The organism is Halorubrum trapanicum, from assembly GCF_002355655.1.
GTDB lineage: Archaea > Halobacteriota > Halobacteria > Halobacteriales > Haloferacaceae > Halorubrum > Halorubrum trapanicum_A.
Genome location: NZ_AP017569.1, coordinates 2486997 through 2505241 on the forward strand (window position 1 = coordinate 2486997; position 18245 = coordinate 2505241).

Annotated in this window: 20 protein-coding genes and 1 tRNA gene; 12 read left to right on the forward strand and 9 right to left on the reverse strand. The window is 68.0% G+C overall.

The annotated features are described in order from the left end of the window. The first annotated feature begins 120 nt into the window (after nt 1-120). The 3 genes from CPZ01_RS12110 (at nt 121) to CPZ01_RS12120 (ending at nt 3402) form a co-directional block, all read left to right on the forward strand. Nucleotides 121-1332 (forward strand): DNA cytosine methyltransferase, encoded by a 1212-nt coding sequence (locus CPZ01_RS12110; protein ID WP_096395425.1) that lies wholly within the window; start codon nt 121-123, stop codon nt 1330-1332. Nucleotides 1333-1495: 163 nt separating this feature from the next. After that, nucleotides 1496-2686, forward strand: a complete 1191-nt coding sequence (locus tag CPZ01_RS12115; RefSeq protein WP_096395427.1) for a hypothetical protein — start codon at nt 1496-1498, stop codon at nt 2684-2686. Continuing rightward, a complete protein-coding gene (locus tag CPZ01_RS12120; protein ID WP_096395429.1) occupies nt 2683-3402 on the forward strand; it encodes a hypothetical protein in 720 nt (239 codons plus the stop codon). Before CPZ01_RS12115 ends, CPZ01_RS12120 begins: the two co-directional genes overlap by 4 nt. Before the next feature lie 223 nt (nt 3403-3625). Here the strand turns inward: CPZ01_RS12120 and CPZ01_RS12125 are convergent. Beyond that, nucleotides 3626-3700: transfer RNA gene (locus tag CPZ01_RS12125), tRNA-Val, on the reverse strand. Nucleotides 3701-3873: 173 nt separating this feature from the next. Here CPZ01_RS12125 and CPZ01_RS12130 point away from each other — a divergent pair. Next, entirely contained in the window at nt 3874-5010 is a 1137-nt protein-coding gene (locus tag CPZ01_RS12130; RefSeq protein ID WP_096395431.1) for a M24 family metallopeptidase, read from the forward strand. 68 nt (nt 5011-5078) lie between these two features. Here CPZ01_RS12130 and CPZ01_RS12135 read toward each other — a convergent pair whose 3' ends face one another. Next, the gene (locus CPZ01_RS12135) at nt 5079-6470 is read right to left on the reverse strand and encodes an NAD(P)/FAD-dependent oxidoreductase (protein ID WP_096395433.1); all 1392 of its coding nucleotides are present in this window, start codon (nt 6468-6470) and stop codon (nt 5079-5081) included. A 192-nt stretch (nt 6471-6662) separates the two neighbouring features. On the opposite strand from CPZ01_RS12135, the gene CPZ01_RS12140 reads away from it, so the two are divergent. After that, nucleotides 6663-8018 (forward strand): sodium-dependent transporter, encoded by a 1356-nt coding sequence (locus CPZ01_RS12140; RefSeq protein WP_096395435.1) that lies wholly within the window; start codon nt 6663-6665, stop codon nt 8016-8018. A gap of 42 nt (nt 8019-8060) precedes the next feature. On the opposite strand, the gene CPZ01_RS15085 is transcribed toward CPZ01_RS12140, so the two are convergent. The 5 genes from CPZ01_RS15085 to CPZ01_RS12160 all read right to left on the reverse strand — a co-directional run bounded on the left by CPZ01_RS15085 (nt 8061) and on the right by CPZ01_RS12160 (nt 10989). Continuing rightward, entirely contained in the window at nt 8061-8222 is a 162-nt protein-coding gene (locus tag CPZ01_RS15085; RefSeq protein WP_157745982.1) for a hypothetical protein, read from the reverse strand. A gap of 22 nt (nt 8223-8244) precedes the next feature. Then, nucleotides 8245-8901, reverse strand: coding sequence for an AIM24 family protein (locus tag CPZ01_RS12145; protein ID WP_096395437.1), 657 nt, complete (start codon nt 8899-8901; stop codon nt 8245-8247). Between the two features lie 111 nt (nt 8902-9012). Next, nucleotides 9013-9678, reverse strand: a complete 666-nt coding sequence (locus CPZ01_RS12150; RefSeq protein ID WP_096395439.1) for a cytochrome c biogenesis protein CcdA — start codon at nt 9676-9678, stop codon at nt 9013-9015. Nucleotides 9679-9697: 19 nt separating this feature from the next. Beyond that, a complete protein-coding gene (locus CPZ01_RS12155; RefSeq protein WP_096395441.1) occupies nt 9698-10234 on the reverse strand; it encodes a TlpA family protein disulfide reductase in 537 nt (178 codons plus the stop codon). Beyond that, the gene (locus tag CPZ01_RS12160) at nt 10231-10989 is read right to left on the reverse strand and encodes an SCO family protein (RefSeq protein ID WP_096395443.1); all 759 of its coding nucleotides are present in this window, start codon (nt 10987-10989) and stop codon (nt 10231-10233) included. Before CPZ01_RS12160 ends, CPZ01_RS12155 begins: the two co-directional genes overlap by 4 nt. A gap of 208 nt (nt 10990-11197) precedes the next feature. Between CPZ01_RS12160 and CPZ01_RS12165 the strand changes: the two genes are divergently transcribed. Continuing rightward, a complete protein-coding gene (locus CPZ01_RS12165; RefSeq protein WP_004595330.1) occupies nt 11198-11404 on the forward strand; it encodes a cold-shock protein in 207 nt (68 codons plus the stop codon). Nucleotides 11405-11600: 196 nt separating this feature from the next. After that, the gene (gene radB, locus CPZ01_RS12170) at nt 11601-12308 is read left to right on the forward strand and encodes a DNA repair and recombination protein RadB (protein WP_096395445.1); all 708 of its coding nucleotides are present in this window, start codon (nt 11601-11603) and stop codon (nt 12306-12308) included. Between the two features lie 132 nt (nt 12309-12440). On the opposite strand, the gene CPZ01_RS12175 is transcribed toward radB, so the two are convergent. Next, complete coding sequence (locus CPZ01_RS12175; RefSeq protein WP_096395447.1) at nt 12441-13580, reverse strand: CBS domain-containing protein; 1140 nt, start codon at nt 13578-13580, stop codon at nt 12441-12443. 126 nt (nt 13581-13706) lie between these two features. Here CPZ01_RS12175 and CPZ01_RS15480 point away from each other — a divergent pair, with 126 nt between their 5' ends. The 3 genes from CPZ01_RS15480 to CPZ01_RS12185 all read left to right on the forward strand — a co-directional run bounded on the left by CPZ01_RS15480 (nt 13707) and on the right by CPZ01_RS12185 (nt 15393). Continuing rightward, entirely contained in the window at nt 13707-13847 is a 141-nt protein-coding gene (locus CPZ01_RS15480; protein WP_172863964.1) for a hypothetical protein, read from the forward strand. Nucleotides 13848-13881: 34 nt separating this feature from the next. After that, a complete protein-coding gene (locus CPZ01_RS12180; protein WP_096395449.1) occupies nt 13882-14562 on the forward strand; it encodes an HAD family hydrolase in 681 nt (226 codons plus the stop codon). A gap of 69 nt (nt 14563-14631) precedes the next feature. Next, on the forward strand, nt 14632-15393 hold the full coding sequence (locus CPZ01_RS12185) for a hypothetical protein (protein WP_096395451.1): 762 nt from the start codon (nt 14632-14634) through the stop codon (nt 15391-15393). A 1-nt stretch (nt 15394) separates the two neighbouring features. Here CPZ01_RS12185 and CPZ01_RS12190 read toward each other — a convergent pair whose 3' ends face one another. Continuing rightward, on the reverse strand, nt 15395-15973 hold the full coding sequence (locus CPZ01_RS12190) for a hypothetical protein (protein ID WP_096395453.1): 579 nt from the start codon (nt 15971-15973) through the stop codon (nt 15395-15397). Between the two features lie 175 nt (nt 15974-16148). On the opposite strand from CPZ01_RS12190, the gene CPZ01_RS12195 reads away from it, so the two are divergent. Continuing rightward, nucleotides 16149-16925, forward strand: coding sequence for an aldo/keto reductase (locus CPZ01_RS12195; protein ID WP_096395456.1), 777 nt, complete (start codon nt 16149-16151; stop codon nt 16923-16925). A 93-nt stretch (nt 16926-17018) separates the two neighbouring features. Then, the gene (locus CPZ01_RS12200) at nt 17019-17912 is read left to right on the forward strand and encodes a bifunctional methylenetetrahydrofolate dehydrogenase/methenyltetrahydrofolate cyclohydrolase (protein WP_096395458.1); all 894 of its coding nucleotides are present in this window, start codon (nt 17019-17021) and stop codon (nt 17910-17912) included. Nucleotides 17913-18245: the final 333 nt, after the last annotated feature.

Sequence of the window (18245 nt, forward strand, 5' to 3'; positions counted from 1 at the left end):
CGATATGAAATTTGCTCAGGAAGATCCGGCATCGTGACGAGCGTCTCCCGGACGAGTCGCCTCTCTAACGGTTCTCCCAGTACCAACGATTAAATACGGTTGAGCGGCACTCTCCGATAGATGAGTCAGCAGGACCTGACCTACGTCGATCTGTTCGCGGGAGCGGGCGGACTCTCCGTCGGCCTCGAACGCGCCGGCTTCGAGCTCGTCCACGCCGTCGAGGTCGACGACGACGCCCGCGCCTCGTTCGCGAACAATCGCGAGGGTCTGGAGCCGGCGGAGCTGACGCAGGACATCCGCGAGGTCGACAACCAAGATGTCACCGAGGTCGTCGGCCGCGACACCGTCGACCTCGTCGCCGGCGGTCCGCCCTGTCAGGGATTCTCCGAGGTGGTCAGTCCCGACGGGAGCGACGACCGGAACCACCTCTTCGTGAACTTCATCTCGTGGGTGAACGAGCTCGACCCGAAGGCGGCGCTGTTCGAGAACGTCCGTGGGATGCAAAACACCGCCGACGGGAAGTTTCTCGACGCCGTCGAGGAGTCGTTCGGCGAGATGGGCTACGATGTCAGCTACCGCGTCGTAAAGGCGTCCGACTTCGGCGTCCCGCAGCAGCGTCACCGCCTGCTGGTGCTCGCGACGAAGCGCTCGACGACCGAGTTCCCCTTCGACGGCTTCGAGTTAGACCCGATCGAGACCCCCGGCGTGATCGCCGGAATCGGCGACCTCCCCGAAGTCAGTCCCGGCGAGGAGAAGACCGAGTACGACGTCGAGCCGACGACGGTCATTCAGGATGACCTCCGCGGCGACAACACCGATCTCACCCACCACCAAGCCGCGAACCACACCGAGGACATGGTGGAGATGATTTCGCACATCTCTGACGGTGGAAACCGAACCGAGATCCCGGACGAGCTCCAGCCGTCCTCGGGCTACCACAACTCTTACTCTCGACTCGATTCGCGGGAGCCGGCCGTCGCGATCACCTCGAACATGTCGAAGCCCTCCAGCGCCCGGTGTATCCACCCGTTCCAGCATCGCGGGCTCACGCCGCGCGAGGGGGCGCGCTTACAGACGTTCCCCGACTGGTACCGCTTCGACGGCGGCCTCGTCTCGGTCCGGAAGCAGATCGGGAACGCGGTGCCGCCGTACCTCGCGGAGTCCGTCGGCTACTACCTCAAGCAGAGCGTCTACAGCCAGACGCTGACCGACGAGGAGCGAGAGCGCATCTACAAGCTCCGCTGTGGTGGGATGGACCTCGCCGAGTTCGAGGAGGAGAAGTCAGATATCGGCGGCCACGCGCAGCAGGTCACGCTTGACTTCGCTGACTGACAGGATTTGAATAGTTCTCTGGCAGATCCCAAAAACAACCTCGGAAGCGCCATCGGAATCAGTCCCAGTAGGGAACGTCTAGCGTGAGTTTTCCTCTGCGTAGTTTCTCCTTTTCCAATGCCAACATTTCTAAGCGTGTCTGTTAACTGGACAGTATACGCAGATGAGTAGATGGAGCGACGATCGTGCCGACCACGACGATGAAGCGATAGAGATGTTTTTACAGAGCCATTTCCCGGCCACCTATTTCGGGAATCAATCGGATCTGTCGGCATCCGACGGCTTTGACGATGGGATCTCAGACGCTGAGCGCAATGTGATTGATGCGCTCGTTTCTGAGGCGGGGACGCAGTTCGCATCTTCGAAAGGGACGCTAGGGCTCGCGATCGACTTTGTTGTCCTCGCCGAAGAACTGGCAAAGTACGACGACTGGCTGGCCGGTTTCAACCCTGACATCACTGTCGACGACATCCTCGACCGCTACGAGAGCACGGCGAAGTCGTCGCTGACACTGAAACGCGGTGACACTCGGGAAGGGATCCGAGCGTTCCACAACGAGCTGATCGAACTGTTCCGGGAGGACCTGAACCGAACCAACTTCCCGAGTTCGCCGGGACACCACACCGGCGAGTGGGAGCGGTACGACGACATGCTCGAACTCGCGTTCCGGCTCTCCCGCGACGGTCGCTTCGTCGCCGCACAGGAACTCTTCGACCTCGGGCTAGAGCGGTTGGAATCGAGCGAGTACGAACGGCGTGACCCGCCGTTCGAAGAGCCGTTCCTGAAGGTACTCCGAGACTACACACGCAAGGCCCCAAATGAACAGGGCGGATCGGCGTACCAGGCTCTCTGTTACGGGTACGTCAAAGCGGAGTGGCCGCACTTGTCTCTCCGCGCGAGTAAGGTCCGAACCGGCTCCTCGCGTCAGCAGCGGTACGGCGACATTGACGGGTACCACGGTCCCGACCTCATGATCTCGGTCGAGGTCAAGGACCGCGTTATCGATGAATCGAACGTCAGTGCCGAACTCGGCACGATGATGAAGGTCGCACAGAACACGACAGCGATCGCCATCGCGATCTGTACAGAGGTGAGTCCGGAAGCCCGCGAAACGCTCGAAGAAGCGGATGTCCGGGTCCTGGATGACGAGGACATCAGCCGACAGCTTCGATTCTGGGACTACCACAAGCAGAACCGAGCGCTTCACGGAATGGTTCACTTCTTCGCCAACATCGAGGAGAATCCAGACGGCGTTCAGCGACTCTTACGGTTCGTTGCGAGCATCGACCCGGACAACCGCGTCCTCGACCATCTCGCGGACTCGGACGTACAGATGGGGCTCGACGAAACATGAAGCGGCCAGAGGTCCGAGAGCGCTTCGTCAACCGCGATGCGGAGCTCCCCTACGGACTCGAAGTCTCGCAGGTCGTGAGCGCGATCGAGAGCTTCTACGAGTACTGGCACGAGGTGAATGAGTGGCACCTCGAACAAGGGTACGGACGGTTCCACGAGCAGTTCCGAGCGAACAACGCGATTGGTGGCTTCGTCAGTCACCGACTAACCACTCGTTTTGCGGAAGAGTCTCCGGACTTCGTCCTCAACCGTCTCGACGACGGATACCCGGACTTGCTCTACGATGGGACCGATCACGAATGGCCGGACAATTACGCAGTCAAGGATTCCGACAACGGTCCGGGCTTGGAAGTCAAAGCGTCGAAGGGGAACACGTTCTACGCACACCACAATGTCGAGGGGTGGCTCCTCGGAATCCACTATCGGATAAACGCGCGGAGCAAGTCCGCCACGGACGACGCCCCCGCCCCGAACGAGACGCCGCCTATCGATGTCACACAGGTCCTGTGCGCGAGCATGGACCACGAGGACTGGGAGTACCGCGACGCCGAGGGCTCGAACCGGACGAACACCAGCGAGCTAAAGGCGAAAGTCGGGCTTCACGAGATGCGGAAGAACCCGATCATCGAGATGGAGTCTGCGATTACCGGAGTGGGAGATCTCCTTCGAGAGTACAAACAGGCCCACGCTGAGTTCGACCCAGACTACTCGGTATAACCGAGTGGAAACGCTCAGAGCGCAGCAGTACGCGCTGTTAAAAGACGGATATCCTGCGGGCGATGCTACCAAAATTGCGAGGAATCAAAAGTGGGTTGGTGCGGATTTGAACCTCAGTCACTCCGCTCGCTAGCGCTCGCTCCGTTCCCTGCTTCAAATCCGCGGCACCATTTTGTCGACACGGACCGCTCGCTGTCGCTCGCGGTTGCGGTGTCGACAAAAATGGGTTGGGGCGGATTTGAACCGCCGGCCTCCTCCATGTCAAGGAGGTGTCATAACCGGACTAGACTACCAACCCGCAGGGGCTTACTGACGCGTCTCGTCGTATCCGGGGGACGTAATTGAACCTTTCGTTTCGGGGATCCGAGCGGGGTGAGTCACCACCCGCCGATCGGGCGACGGCGGGCCCCCGAAGCCGACGGCGCGCGAGGCTTTCGACCGTTTTTACCCGCTCGCCGACAGTCCGTTCGTATGGTCGACCTCGCCGCCCGCACGGACAGGCTCGACGCGTACCTCGACGAGCGCGGGCTCGAAGCGGTCTGGTTCGCTCGCCCCAACGGCTTCGCGTGGCTCACCGGCGGCGACAACGTCGTCGACGCCGACGCGCCGACCGGCGTCGCGGCCGCCGGCTACGACGGCGAACTCCGCGTCATCACCGACAACATCGAGGCGAACCGACTCGCCGACGAGGAGCTCCCGGACGCGTTCGCGGTCGAGTCGGTCCCGTGGTACGCCGGCTCGCTCGCCGAGGCGGTCGCCGAGCGCTCGCCCGCCCCCGCGGCCGCCGACTTCGACGTCCCCGGATTCGAGGATGTCGACGGCAGCCGGCTCCGACAGCCGCTTACCGACGACGATGTCGAGCGCTACCGCGAGCTGGGCCGCGAGGTCGCGGCCGCCGTCGAGACCGTCTGCCGGAACCTCGAACCGGAGGACCCCGAGTACGAGGTCGCGGCGGGCATCGATATCTCGCTCGCCTCCCGCGACGTGGACACGCCGGTCGTGCTCGTCGGCGGCGCGGACCGGGCGCAGGCGTTCCGCCATTACACGCCGACTGACGCCGCCCTCGGCGACTACGCGCTCGTGTCGGTCACCGCCGAGCGCGCGGGGCTGTACGCCTCGATGACGCGCACCGTCGCGTTCGACGCCCCCGACTGGTTCGAGGAGCGCCACCGCGCCGCGGCGCGCGTCGAGGCGACCGCGGTCCGCGCCACCGAGGCCGCCGCGTCCGGAGCGCTCTCGCGGGACGGCGGTACCGAGGACGCCGCCCCCGACACCGCCGGCGACGTCTTCGAGGCCATCCAAGCGGCGTACGACGCGGTCGGCTTCGCGGACGAGTGGGAGAACCACCACCAGGGCGGCGCCGCCGGATTCGCCGGCCGGGAGTGGTTCGCGACCCCGGACGGCGACGAGGCGGTCCGGCGGCCGATGGGCTACGCGTGGAATCCGACGGTTCAGGGCACGAAAAGCGAAGACACCCACCTCGTCACGTCCGATCTGACCGAACGGCTCACGAAGACGGGCCGATGGCCGACTCACGAGGTCGAACCGGTTGACGTCGCGGGGATCGAGGCCGAGCCCGTCGAGCTGGCGGCGCCGGTGATCCGGTAACGGGACGGACTCGGCGGAGGACGCGCCGCCGCCGCCCGAACGCCGCACCGCGCCGCGCGAACGCGGCGTCAGTAGACGTACTCGCTCTCGTCGATGCCGACGTAGTCCTTCTTCACCCGGCGCTTGTTCCACTTGTAGCCGAGCATGAGCTTCAGCGACTCCCAGCCGGAGCGGTACGGCTGCGAGAGGAGGCTGTCGCCGGTCTCGGCGGCGAGCATCGCGTCGGCCGCGCCGATGACCCGGTTCCAGTCGTCGGGCTCGTACTCCGCGACCATGTCAGCCATCGTCACGTTGCGGACGACCTCGTCCCCGATCGCCTCCTTCCAGCGACGGTTGTACGCGGCCAGGTCACCCTCCGCGGCGAGTCCGCCGGCGATCGCGCCGGTGCGGACGGCGACGTGGTCGCCGCCCTCGTGGAACGCCGAGGTGGTGCCCATCGCGCCGCCCGCCACGGCGATGCCGGCGTCCACCGGCGAATCGATCGGCCGGGTCGACGAGATCGGATACGTCTCCGTCCCGTTCCGCTTCCCGGCGTCCTCGACGAGCGGGAACTCCTCCTCGACGTCGTACTCGTCGCCGTACTGCCACTCCAACAGCCGGCGGATGTACTCGCCGCCCTGCGGGATCGACTCGTCGTCCTCGCGGAGCAGCGCGTACTCCGAGGCGTCGACCTCGTCGATGTCGAGGTCGATCGGCATCGTCAGCCCGATCCGACAGACGCGGTCCGCGTTCGGGAAGATCCACGGGTACGCGGTCTCGCCCGGCATCACGCCCCACCAGAAGACGATGGCGTCGTTGACCGCCTCGAACACGTCCTCGGGGACGCGCCGGTACTCCTGGTAGGCGATGTGGTTCGCGGTGCGGGAGGCCAGCCGCTCGGAGGCCTGCGCGTCCGCGGGGAGGTACTCGTCGAGGACCCGGTTCGTCACGGTGCGCTGCGGGCCGTCGGCGAGGACGACGAAGTCGGCGCCGACGGTCCCCCCGTCGGCGAGTTCGAGCGTGTGACGCGGCTCGTCGTCGCCGCCCGGGGCCACCGAGAGGTCGGTGTCGACCCCGCGGACGGACGTCCCGACGCGGTACTCGGCGCCGGCGTCCTCTGCGCGCTCGCGGAGCCAGTCGTCGAAGCGCGCGCGCTGGAAGGTGTACCCGAACTTGTCGTACGAGGAGTCGATGCCGGTGGTGGTGAGCGTCGCGGCCTCGTCGGGGCCGCGGAACTCCGCGCGGTTCAGCTCGCGCTGGACGACCCCGTCGTCGAACTCGTCGGGGTGGATCCCCATGATGTCCACCCAGTAGTCCAGTATTCCGGCCGCGTCGGTCGAGTCCGGACCGAGGCCGTCGCGGTCGGCCCGCGGGACGCCCTTCTCGATGACCAGCGCGTCCGCCCCGCCGGTCGCCGCCGCGTGCGCCGCGGACGACCCGGCCGGCCCGCCGCCCACGATCGCGACGTCTACGCGTTCCATACCCCGTGAGGTTGCCGTCCGGCTATTAAATTCACGGTCCCGATGCGGACCGACATCGGGAATCGCCCCGAGGCTCCTCGGCGCCAACTCGTCTTCGGAATACTGGTGGACAATTGATCACGTTCGATGATTACCGGAGAGAGTGGCGGAGAGACACGTTTTTACACGGTTGAGGATCTCTCTCCGACACCAATGGCACGCGAGACATGGGCGACGCGGATGGGGTTCATCCTCGCCGCGGTCGGCAGCGCGGTCGGGCTCGGGAACGTCTGGCGGTTCCCGTTCATCACCGGCCAGTACGGCGGATCGTCGTTTCTGATCACCTATCTGGCGTTCGTCGCGCTGATCGGGTTCCCGGCGATCCTCGTCGAGTTCGTCATCGGCCGGCGGACCGACCGGAACCCCGTCGGCGCGCTGCGCGAGCTGGGCAGCGGCGTCTGGTCGTCCGCCGGGTGGCTGTTCGTCGTCACCGGGTTCATCATCCTCTCGTACTACAGCGTCGTCGCGGGCTGGTTCCTCCGCTACACGCTCATCGGGATCACGGAGGGGTTCACCGTCGCCGACCCGGCGGCCGCGGACGCGCTGTACGAGTCGGTGTCGACCGGCCTCGACACGCTCGTCTTCCACGCCCTGTTCATGCTGCTCGTCGTCGGTATCATCGCCGCGGGCGTCCGGCGCGGGATCGAACTGAGCGTGAAGGTGATGATCCCCGCCATCCTGGTCCTGCTCGTCGGCCTCGCTGCGTACGGCTTCACGCTCGACGGGGCGAGCGCGGCATACAGCTACTACCTCTCGCCCGACTTCGGCACGATCGCCGCGAACTGGACGGAGATCCTGCCGGCCGCGGCCGGGCAGGCGTTCTTCACTCTCTCGCTCGGGATGGGCGTGATGATCACCTACGCCTCCTACCTCGACGAGGACCGGAACCTCGCGGCCGACGCCGGGATCATCGCGACGCTCGACACGCTCGTCGCGGTCCTCGTCGGCTTCGTCGTCTTCCCCGTCCTCTTCTCGGTCGGCATCGAGCCGGGGACCGGCGGTCCCGGCGCGATATTCGTCAGTCTCACCGCGGCGTTTGCGGGGATCCCCGGCGGCCGAATCCTCGGAACCGTCTTCTTCGGCATGGTCGGGATCGCCGCGCTCTCCTCGGCGATCAGCATCCTCGAAGTGCTCGTCTCCTACCTCATGGACGAGATCGGCGTCGCTCGCGTACCGGCCGCGGCCGCAGTGGGCGCCGCGGTGTTCCTGCTCGGGGTGCCGGTCACAATTGACACGATCTTCCTCGGGCTGTACGACGGGCTCGCGTACGGTATCCTGCTCGTCCTCGGCTCGCTGCTGCTCGCGCTGTTCGTCGGCTGGGTCATCCCCGATATCGGCCGCGAGGAGCTCCGGAAAGGAATCGCGGACGTCGGCGGCCTCGATGTCGCGTGGATCTGGGTCGTTCGGCTCCCGGTCGCTATCGTCATTCTCGTCTCGTTACTCCTCGGGGTCGCCGACTACGTCGAGTTCCTCACCGTCGACTTCGCAGGCTGGCTGGCGGCGCGGTAGGAGCCGGCCGCGGCAACGCCTCGGCCGGAGCGGAAACGCGACTCAAAGGAACTCGATGACGACGTCGGCGACGACGCCGACGGCGTCCGCGGCTGCCGACCTGACCCGACCGAGCGGCCCCGACTCGGCGTCGTCGTCCGCGTCGCTGTCGGGGTCTTCGGTCGGACCTCCGTCCGGGTCGCCGGGATCGAGGCGGTCGGTCATCGTCCGTCGGGGCGGGACGGTCTCAGACGTGTTCCTCGCGCGGTTGGACCACGACGAAGCCGCCGGCGCCGTCGAATCGCATCTGGTAGCGCTCGCCCGACTCCTGACCGATCATGTCCGAGAGGCTGCGGTTGACCTCCACGTCGGGCGAGGTGCCGCCCCACGCGACGGTCGCGCTCGGGTCGGTCGCCACCGGCGGTTCGAGGACGATCGGGTCGCCGTGAGTGGTGAGCGCGACGTAGCCGGGCCCTTCGAGATAGACGTTGCTGAAGCCGCCCGCGAGCGCGCCGGCGAGGCTGTCGATGGTGTTTATCTCGTAGGAGAGCGACTCCTCGAACGCGAGCACGTCCTCGCCGTTGACCGTGATCGACTCGCCGGCGCCGAGCTCGATCACCTGGACCTTCTTGCCGTCGTCGGCGAAGTAGACGTGGCCGTCGCCCTCGACGGCCATGATCGGCGTCCCCTCGCCGGTGGCGGCCTCCTTGAGGAAGCCGGTGATACCGCCCTCGGCGGAGGCCTTGCCGGTGAACGACACGTCGCCCGTGTACGCCACCATCGAGCCGGCCTTCGCCATCACGGTGCCGGCGACCTCGACGTCTAAGGTGTAGCTGTTCTCGCGCTGGAACGGTTCCGCGCTGTCGGTCGGTGCGTTCGCGGCGGTGAACTCGTCTAGGTTCATGGTGCGGGGACCGAACCGTTCGGTTCGGTTGTCTCGAACTTCCACGGTATCGGTTAAGAATCTACGGGAGACTCGGGAACGTCCGACACCGATCGGCCGCGCCGTGGTCGGTCAGTACACGACTACGGAGAGGTACAGCTGGCCGATCCCCGCGACGATCATCACGGCGCCCGCGATCCGCTTCAGCAGTCCCGCGTGGGCCATCACCCGGTTGGCGTTGCTGACGAGTCCGACGCCGGTCGCGACGGTAGTCGCGGCCATCAGGACGGCGACGGTGCCGGCGTAGACGGCGAGGACGAGCGCCGCCGTCTCCGACGGGAGCGCGATCGCGCGGGCGACGACGCCGAGGAACACCGGCGCGACGCAGCCCGCCCCGGCGAGCGCGTACCCCGCGCCGAAGACCCCGAAGCCGAGCACGCTCGACCGCCGCTCGGGCAGGGGAACCGATACCGACGGCATCCGGCCCGAGACCACGAGCAGCCCGAAGGCGATTAACAGCCCGCCGACGAGCGTCTCGAACACCGTGATGTTCGACAGCGTCGAGTAGCCGACTCGGACGGTCGCGCCCGCGAGCAGCGCGAACGTCGCCAGCACGCCGACCGCGGCCGCGACGCCGCGGGCCCCCGCGCCGAGTACCGACGCGGAGTCGGCGTCGACGGAGTTCACGTAGAAGCCGACGTACCCCGGGAGGAGCGGGTACGCGCACGGCGAGAAGAACGTCGTCACACCTGCGGTCACCGCGAACGGGATATTCGTGATCAGGGAAACATCGGTCATCGGACGAGTCGCCCCGTCATCAGTCGAGCGCCTGATCGATTCCAGCGACGATCTCATCGGCCGTGTGTGTCCCTGAATCTGCCCAGCGAATGCGCCCCGTCGCGTCTATAGCACGCGCGCTGGGGAACCCGTCGACACCCAGCCGCGTGAATAGTTCGAGCGAGGTATCAGCCGCGATGAGCCAGTCGCCGTCGTGTTTCTGCCACCAGTCGACGATCGTCTCTTCACTGACCACATCTCCAACATTCTGCGTCGTCACCGAGACGAACAGCACCTCGTCGCCGAGCCGGTCGTGTGCCTCGGCGAGGGCAGGCATCTGGTCGGCACAGGGACCACACCACGTCGCGAAGAAGTCGACGAACGTCGGCCGATCGGGCGCCGGGATCGTCACCTCGCCGTCGCGGCTGCCCGGGGCGTCGACCGTGTCGAGCGTCACCGGTTCGACCGGCTCGGGGGCGTCGCCGAGCGCGTCCGGTACCCCGCCTGTCGCGACAGCGCCCGCTCCGCCGAGGACCCCGACGCTCGCGAGTCCGGCCAGCAGGTGTCGGCGCCTCACGCCGTGACCACCCGCTGAACGTCGTCGACGAGCCGTTCGATGTCGGTGGCCGGCCCCCTCGGGTACGCGCGCTCGACGATTCCCTGTTTGTTCGCGAGGATGATGAGCCCGTAGTGCGGGAACCGGTACTCAAGGTTCTCGATGTCGTCGGCCGGCTGCTTCTCGATCACGAGCCCGAACTTCTCGTCGTGTATCTCCTGGGCCCGCTCGTAGGTCTCCGGGCGGAGGAAGTGCCAGTTGCCCGCGTCGAGGTCGACGCTCTGCTGGTCGGCGTACTCGCGGAGGGCCTCCTCGGTGTCGCGCTCGGGGTCGAACGTGGTGGGGAGGAACGCGACCTCGTCGCCGTACGGCTCCGGCCCGACGAACTCGCGAACCCGCAGCGGAAGGGACGGATATCCCGGGTTCCGTTCCGTCGGGTCGGCGGCGACCTCCTGCGCGCGCCGCAGCCGGAGGATGAGCGCCGGACAGACGCCGTCCGGACAGTTGGTGTAAAACGAGGTCCACAGCACCGCGCGTTCGCCCTCGAACTCCGAGACGGTGATCTCCTCGCCCGCGATCGGGTCGGGGACGGTGAAGTCGGGCATCTCGTCGCCGTAGCTCGGGTGAGACGCCTCGCTCAGGTCGATCTCCGGCGGGCCGAGGATCGTTCCCTCGGCGCCGGACTCGCCGAGGACGCCGGCGCAGCCGGCCGTGGCGGTCGTTCCGGCGGCGGCTCCGGTGGCGGCGAGCGTGCGGAGGAAGCGGCGGCGGTCCATATCGTTGTCCGACCTACGTGGTCGCTCGTAAATGAACCCCGCGGCTGGTGGCGCGCAGTGAACACGACCGGGAGCGTTCGAACATCGACCGTAGCGGCCAGAGACGAGGCGGTATTCGGGGTTTCTCGGATAGACGAACGTCCGGAACCTCCGTGGTACCGTGACCCTCGCAAGGGTTATCCCCGAACGGGCTGTACGTTTATTCGCAATGGCAAACGGTAAGGTTGATTTCTTCAACGACACTGGCGGCTACGGTTTCATCTCGACTGACGACGGCGACCTCGACGACGACGAAGACGTGTTCTTCCACATGGAAGACGTCGGCGGCCCGGACCTCGAGGAGGGTCAGGAAGTGGAATTCGACATCGAATCGTCCCCCAAGGGACCGCGCGCGACGAACCTCGTCCGCAACTAATCTCTGAATCGCGGACGACGCGTCCGCACGCACTACCGGATTTCGGCCGTCGCTCGACGCGATCGACGCCTATCTCCGCTTCTTTCACACTTATCACACACCGACGAGCGGCGGCCGTGCTCCCGCGGCCGACCGCCGTTCGCCGACGAGCGACGCGATCGACCCTTTAAATACGAGCGCGGGCGAAGCCTCTCCAGTGAGCGACCCGATTCCGACCGGCTGTCGCCCGGTCGACGAGCTGTTGGGCGGCGGCTTCGAGCGCGGCGTCGTCACGCAGGTGTACGGGCCGCCGGCGGCGGGGAAGACGAACCTCGCGCTCGCCGCGGCGGTCGAGGTCGCGGGCGGCGGCGACCGCGCGCTCTACATCGACACGGAGGGGCTCTCGATCGACCGGTTCGAGCAGATGGCCGAGGGGCGGCTCGACCGCGGCGACGCCGACGACTCCCTCGAAGCGCTCGCCTCGCGGCTCGTCATCTCGGAGGCGTACGACTTCGACGACCAGCGCGAGGCGGTCCGCGACGCGGAGGAACTCGCCGAGGAGGTCGAGCTGATCGTGTTAGACTCCGCGACGGGCTTCTACCGACTGGAGCGCGCCGGCGACACCGAGGGCGGCGAGTCGCTCCGCAAGGTCGCCAAGCAGGTGACGCACCTGCTCTCTCTCGCCCGGCGCCACGACGTCGCCGTCGTGATCACGAACCAGGTGTTCACGGACCCCGAGGGCGACCGCGACCGCGCGCTCGGCGGCAACACCCTCAACCACTGGACCGGCGCGATCGTCCGCGTCGACCGGTTCCGCGGCGGGAACCGTCGGGCGACTCTGGAAAAACACCGCTCGAAGCCCGCGGGCGACACCGCGACGTTCCGGATCGTCGGCGACGGGCTCGCCGAGGGAAGCGACGCCTGAACGTCCCGGGGAACGGAGCGAAGCGGACGGTGAAGGGGGCGGAGACGAGGACCGAAATCCTTGCGGCGAAGCGAACGAGACCAGTCGAGTGCGAGGCGACGGTCGCGCCCGGTCCGGCGGGCGCCTACCGGCTCACAGCTCGCCGAGCTTGCGGAGGAGCTGGCCGCGGTACTCCTCGTCGGCGTTGACGCCCTTGATCTCGAGGACGTTCCGCTCTAACTTGTCGAGCGCGACGTGGAAGGCGTGCTCGGCGCCGTACCCCTCGCCGGAGCCGCCGACCTGGCCCTCGTTGGTGCGGAGGCGGATCTGACACTGGATCAGGGGCGTGCCGCGGAGCTTCTCCTTGTGGGCGTGGAGCCGGACGTGCGCGTGGATGACGTGCATGTCCGCGTACTTGTCCGCGACCTGCTCGATGGACTCGACGATGTGCTCGCGGGAGGTCGTGTCCAGCAGGTCGACGTTGGTGATCTGGACGTCCATCGAGTCCTCCTCGGTGAACGTGAGCGCGCGCAGCACGTCGGTCTTCGTCACCATCCCGGCGACGGTGTCCGCACCCTCGGGGGTGACGACCAGACCGGACACCTCGTTGTCGAACATGCGCCCGACGACCGTCTGGGCCGTCTCGTCGTGCGCTGCCGTGACGACGGGGCTCGACATGATGTCGTAGACGGGGATGTCGAGCATGCGGTCGATGTCGCCGGCGCGGTCGCCGCTGCCCTGCCGCTCCTGGTCGCGGACGACGAACTCCACGATGTCGTTCGTGGTGACGACGCCGACGAGGTCGCCGTCGTCGTCGAGCACGGGGAGGCGGGAGACGCCGTTCTCCCGGAGGCGGTTGATCGCGCGGCCGACGCTCTCCGTCTCGCCGATGCCGATCACGTCCTCGGTGGCGATCTGGCCGACGGTGATCGCGTCGAGGCTGTCGAGGACGGCCTCTAAGATCTGGTCGACCGTGACGATGCCGAAGAGCTTCTCGCCCTCGTAGACGGGGGCGATCTTCACGTCGCCCTCGACGAGGAGCCGGGCGGTCTCGCGGACGTCCTCGTGGCGGTCGACGGAGGGCGCCGGCTTCATCACCGCCGACACCTTCGTGTCGTCCTCCATGCGCGAGCGCATGAGCTGCTTCTCGCCGACGACGCCGGCGTACTCGCCGTCCTCGACGACGACGATCCCTTTGGGGTTCTCTCGCTCGAAGATAGAACGGACCTTGGCGAGCCGCTCGTCGACGTCGACCTCGACGTACTCCGGCACTGCGATATCAGAGATGTTCATGGTCCAGTCCGAACGTTCGACGGGCCGGGTATTGAAAGTGCGGGGGTCGTCGCGCCCGCCGGCGAGTCTCGTCCGACCGCCGAAATCCGCCTGAAGGTATTTGAGCGTCGCCGACGAAATCTGAGCGTGAAGCTCTCGACCGCGCTGATCGCCGTCGGCGTCGCGCTGATCGTGATCCCGCTCCCCGTTCCGATCCCCTTCGTCGGCGTGATCGCCGGCACGCTCGCGCTGCTGGCCGGGCTCTTCCTCCGGCTGTTCGGGGTGTGAAACCTTTTTGCCCGTTACCGTCACAGAGGAAGGCGTGTACGACGCCGTCGTCCTCGACAACGACGGGGTGTTGGTCGGGCGGACGCCGTTCGACACGCTCCGCGAGGCCGCCTGGGACGCGTTCGTGAGCCTCGGCGTCGAGGACCCGGACCTCGCCCACGTCGACGACGTCGCCGTCGGCGTCGACCCCGCGACCCTGACGGACATCTGCGAGCGCTACGGCGTCGATCCGACGGAGTTCTGGCGGGTCAGGGACGAGACCGCGGCCGCGGCGCAGATCGACGCCGCCCGGAAGGGCCAGAAGACGCCGTACGACGACGTCGACGCGTTGCGCGCGCTGGACGCCTCGCTCGGCGTCGTCTCGTCGAACCAGCAGGCGACCGTCGACGCGCTCCTCGACCACTTCGGGCTGGCGGGCCGCTTCGAGGTCGCGTACGGCCGCGAGCCCTCGGTGGCCAGCCTCTCGCGGAAGAAGCCCTCCCCGTACTACATCGAGCGCGCCCTCGAAGACCTCGGCGCCGAGACGGCGCTGTTCGTCGGGGACAACGAGTCGGACGTCCGCGCGGCCGACAACGCCGGCATCGACTCGGCGTTCATCCGCCGTCCCCACCGGCGGTCGACGGAGCTCTCCTGTCACCCGACCTACGAGATCGACGACCTCCACGACCTCGTGAGCATCTGCGGGCGGGCCCCCGGGTCGGACGACTCGGCCTGAGGGCGCCCGCCGTCGCGGCCGACCGCGTCGACCGAAATTCTGAACTGCGGTGCCGCCGAGTCGACGGCCATGTCCGAGCCCTCCGCTCCCGTCGACGCCCGCCCACACGTCGACGAGACCGCCCTCGACGCCGCTGTCTCGCGGTATCGACGCGCAGAACGGGCCGCCAGTTGGGCCCTCGCGCTGGTCGCCGTGGGCGCGTTCCTCGCCGCGGTCGCGGCGTTCTCGCTCTGGCGCGGCGCGGCGGTCGCCCTCGTCCTCGCCGTCGCGCTCCGCGCCCCGGTTCTCCGCCGGAGCGGGGCGACCCGGCTCCGGACGGACGCGAGCCCCGAGGCGGTGATCGAGGCGTTCGCGTCGGCGACGCCGCCGGTCCTCGCCTTCCAGTGGGGGGTCGCCGACGAGGTACGCCCGGCCTCCGGGGACTCTGGGACGGCGTACGAACACCCGTCCCTCCTCGGACTCCGTACCTACTCGCTGGCCGTCGAAACCGAGAGCGACGCACCGGTGGACGCCTCCGCGCCGACAGATTCGTCCGCGTCGATCGACGCCTCCGCGCCGGCCGGCGCGAGCGCGGCCGACGGCGACCGGGCGGCGCGCTTCCTGATAGAGGGGGCGCTCGACGGTCGGCCGTGGGGCGCGTACGCGGTCGCGGTCCGCGAGGCCGGCGAGGGGTCGCCGGGCCGGACGGTCGTCGACGTCGAACTGCGCTCGCGGCGGCGGTTCGGGCTCCGCAGCGTCCCGCAGGCGCTGGTCGCCGAGCGCTACTACGCCGACGTGATGGGGGCACAGGGGTACGAGACCGTCGCGCGGGAGGTCTCGCTGACGGTGTGACTCACCGGACGAACTCCGTCTCCGGCGCGTCGACGACGGTGCGGGAGACGCGCTCGTCGTCGTCGATGCCGCGGAGATCGACCCCACGGAGCCGCAGCGCGACCGCCGCGTCCGCCCGCTCCTCGTCGTCGCGAGGCCGGAGAGCCTCCCGGTTTTCGTCGGCTTCGCCGTCCCCGTCCGCCTCCCCGTCGCCGTCGTACACGACCACCAGTTCCTCGGCCTCGAACGCGACGTGGTCGACGGCGTCGAGCGGGATCGCGACCCGTTGCCTGCGGGCGACCTCGACCGCGACCCCGCCGACCGCGGCGAGGAGACCGACGCCGGCGACGAGGATGTCACCGGCGCCGAGCGCGCCGACGTCGTTCCACAGCAGATTCGGGACCAGCCCGCCGAGCGCGAGCGCGGCGCCGACGCCCGACCAGCCGACCTCGCGGAGCGTCGGCGGGATCCGTCCGGCCGCGAGCGCCCGCGGAACGCCGCGGAGGGCGTCGGCGACCCCGCGCCGGACCCGGATCTCGTCGGGGGCGACCCGGACCCGACCGCCGACCGTCGCGAACGACCACGCGCCGGTGCGGCTCATCGGGGTCTCGCCGACTCCGGGCGGTCCGACGCGGAGGGATACCGAGCGGAACGTTTCGGCGCCATGGAGGGATATACGAGTTTTCGCCGCGAATCACTTAAATTCGCTCGCCGGGCGCGGCCGAGAGCGGCGGCGAAGCCGGGGGCTTTTGCCCGCCGGCGAGTCAGGGGGTATCATGGACTTGCCGCCCGTCGGCCTCGGAACGATGGGGATCGACGACCCCGATCCGGTCGCGACCGCGCTCTCGGTCGGCTACCGCCACCTCGACACCGCCCGGATCTACGGCAACGAGGCGGTCGTCGGCGAGGGGATCGCCGCCGCGCTGGCCGGGGAGGAGCTCGACCGCGAGGACGTGACCGTCGCGACGAAGCTGTGGACCGACGACCTCGCCGCCGACGCGGTCGCGCCCGCCGCCCGCGAGAGCGCGGACCGACTAGGGGTCGACGCGCTCGACCTGCTGTACGTCCACCGGCCTCGGGGCGACTACGACCCCGAGGCGACGCTTCCCGCCCTCGACCGGCTGGTCGACGAGGGGCTCGTCGGCGGGGTCGGCGTCTCGAACTTCGAGCTCGCGGACCTCGACCGCGCGGTCGACGTCCTCGGGCGGCCGCCTGCGGCCCACCAGACGGAGCTTCATCCGCTCTTTTATAAATCGGAACTGCTCGATCACGCCCGCGAACACGGCTATCTGGTCGTCGCCTACTCGCCGCTGGCCGGCGGGCGAGTGCGCGACGTGGATCCGGTCGTCGAGGTCGCAGACGCGCACGGGACGACGCCCGAGGCGGTCGCGATCGCGTGGGCGACCGCGAAGGAACCGGTTGTGACGATCCCGAAGGCGTCGACCGAGGAACACCTCCGAGCCAACCTCGCGGCGGCCGACCTCGAACTCACCGACGCGGAGGTCGCCGCGATCGACGCGGTCGAGCGCGAAGAAGAGCTGTTCCCGGAGTAGACGATCCGCATTCTTGGATCAGATTGGGAATAAACTGCGCTCGATCACCACGATCCCGCGTCATTTTTATCGCGGGGGCGACGACGGTCGCACATGACAGAGATCATCGACGGGGAGGCGGTCGCGGCCGACGTGCGGGACGCGGTCGCCGACGAGGTGGCGCGGCTGTCCGACGCCGGCGTCGAGCCGGGGCTCGCCACGGTGCTGATGAGCGACGACCCGGCCAGCGAGACGTACGTCTCGATGAAGCAGCGCGACTGCGAGGAGGTCGGCATCGAGAGCTTCCACGTCGAGATCGACGCCGACGCGCCCGCGAGCGAGCTGTACGAGACCATCGACGACCTCAACGACCGCGACGACGTCCACGGAATCCTCGTCCAGCTTCCCCTCCCGGACCACGTCGACAAGCGGACGGTCCTCCGGCGGATCGACCCCGAGAAGGACGTGGACGGCTTCCACCCGGAGAACGTCGGCCGCCTCGTCGCGGGCGACGCCCGATTTAAACCCTGTACGCCGCACGGCGTCCAGAAGCTCCTCGACGCCTACGACGTGGAGACCGAGGGCGCGGACGCCGTCGTTGTCGGCCGCTCCGACATCGTCGGCAAGCCGATGGCGAACCTCCTGATCCAGAAGTCGCCGACGGGGAACGCGACGACGACGGTCTGTCACTCCCGGACGGAGGACCTGGAGGCGAAGCTGGCGGGCGCCGATATTGTCGTTGCGGCTGCCGGCATCCCGGAGTTCGTCGACGGCTCGATGCTGAAGGCGGGCGCGACCGTGATCGACGTGGGGATAAATCGGGTGGACGCGGACACGGAGAAGGGGTACGAGCTGGTGGGCGACGTGGAGTACGAGTCGGCGAGCGAGGTCGCCGGGGCGATTACGCCCGTGCCCGGTGGGGTCGGGCCGATGACGCGCGCGATGCTCCTTTATAATACGGTGAAGGCGGCCGGCCTCCAGCGCGACGTTGATGTTGAGTTGGACTGAGACCGAGAGACTGCGGACTCGACCGGTTCTCTCGGTTGCTTTTATAAATGGTTGAATGGTCCTTTATAAATAACCGATAGCGGATCGGCGACGGACACCGCCAAAGCCCCAGCGGGCAGGGCGGCGCACGCTCGTTGCGCTCCTCGTCACTCACTTCGTTCGTTCCTGCGGTGTCGCCGGCGGCTTCGCCGCCGGCTTTCCGTGGCGCGTAGCGCCACGCTACTTACGTCCCCTGCGCCGCCCTGCCCGCTGCCCCTTTGAGTCCCACCCAGCACCGCACAGCGACCGCGCCTCACACCTCCCCAACCTCGTCAGTCGCCTCCGCTTCGCTCC

Coding starts and splice junctions, on each gene's coding strand:
- CPZ01_RS12110 (WP_096395425.1), top strand. CDS start 121: ATGAGTCAGCAGGACCTGACCTACGTCGATCTGTTCGCGGGAGCGGGC.
- CPZ01_RS12115 (WP_096395427.1), top strand. CDS start 1,496: ATGAGTAGATGGAGCGACGATCGTGCCGACCACGACGATGAAGCGATA.
- CPZ01_RS12120 (WP_096395429.1), top strand. CDS start 2,683: ATGAAGCGGCCAGAGGTCCGAGAGCGCTTCGTCAACCGCGATGCGGAG.
- CPZ01_RS12130 (WP_096395431.1), top strand. CDS start 3,874: ATGGTCGACCTCGCCGCCCGCACGGACAGGCTCGACGCGTACCTCGAC.
- CPZ01_RS12135 (WP_096395433.1), bottom strand. CDS start 6,470: ATGGAACGCGTAGACGTCGCGATCGTGGGCGGCGGGCCGGCCGGGTCG.
- CPZ01_RS12140 (WP_096395435.1), top strand. CDS start 6,663: ATGGCACGCGAGACATGGGCGACGCGGATGGGGTTCATCCTCGCCGCG.
- CPZ01_RS15085 (WP_157745982.1), bottom strand. CDS start 8,222: ATGACCGACCGCCTCGATCCCGGCGACCCGGACGGAGGTCCGACCGAA.
- CPZ01_RS12145 (WP_096395437.1), bottom strand. CDS start 8,901: ATGAACCTAGACGAGTTCACCGCCGCGAACGCACCGACCGACAGCGCG.
- CPZ01_RS12150 (WP_096395439.1), bottom strand. CDS start 9,678: ATGACCGATGTTTCCCTGATCACGAATATCCCGTTCGCGGTGACCGCA.
- CPZ01_RS12160 (WP_096395443.1), bottom strand. CDS start 10,989: ATGGACCGCCGCCGCTTCCTCCGCACGCTCGCCGCCACCGGAGCCGCC.
- CPZ01_RS12165 (WP_004595330.1), top strand. CDS start 11,198: ATGGCAAACGGTAAGGTTGATTTCTTCAACGACACTGGCGGCTACGGT.
- CPZ01_RS12175 (WP_096395447.1), bottom strand. CDS start 13,580: ATGAACATCTCTGATATCGCAGTGCCGGAGTACGTCGAGGTCGACGTC.
- CPZ01_RS12185 (WP_096395451.1), top strand. CDS start 14,632: ATGTCCGAGCCCTCCGCTCCCGTCGACGCCCGCCCACACGTCGACGAG.
- CPZ01_RS12190 (WP_096395453.1), bottom strand. CDS start 15,973: ATGAGCCGCACCGGCGCGTGGTCGTTCGCGACGGTCGGCGGTCGGGTC.
- CPZ01_RS12195 (WP_096395456.1), top strand. CDS start 16,149: ATGGACTTGCCGCCCGTCGGCCTCGGAACGATGGGGATCGACGACCCC.
- CPZ01_RS12200 (WP_096395458.1), top strand. CDS start 17,019: ATGACAGAGATCATCGACGGGGAGGCGGTCGCGGCCGACGTGCGGGAC.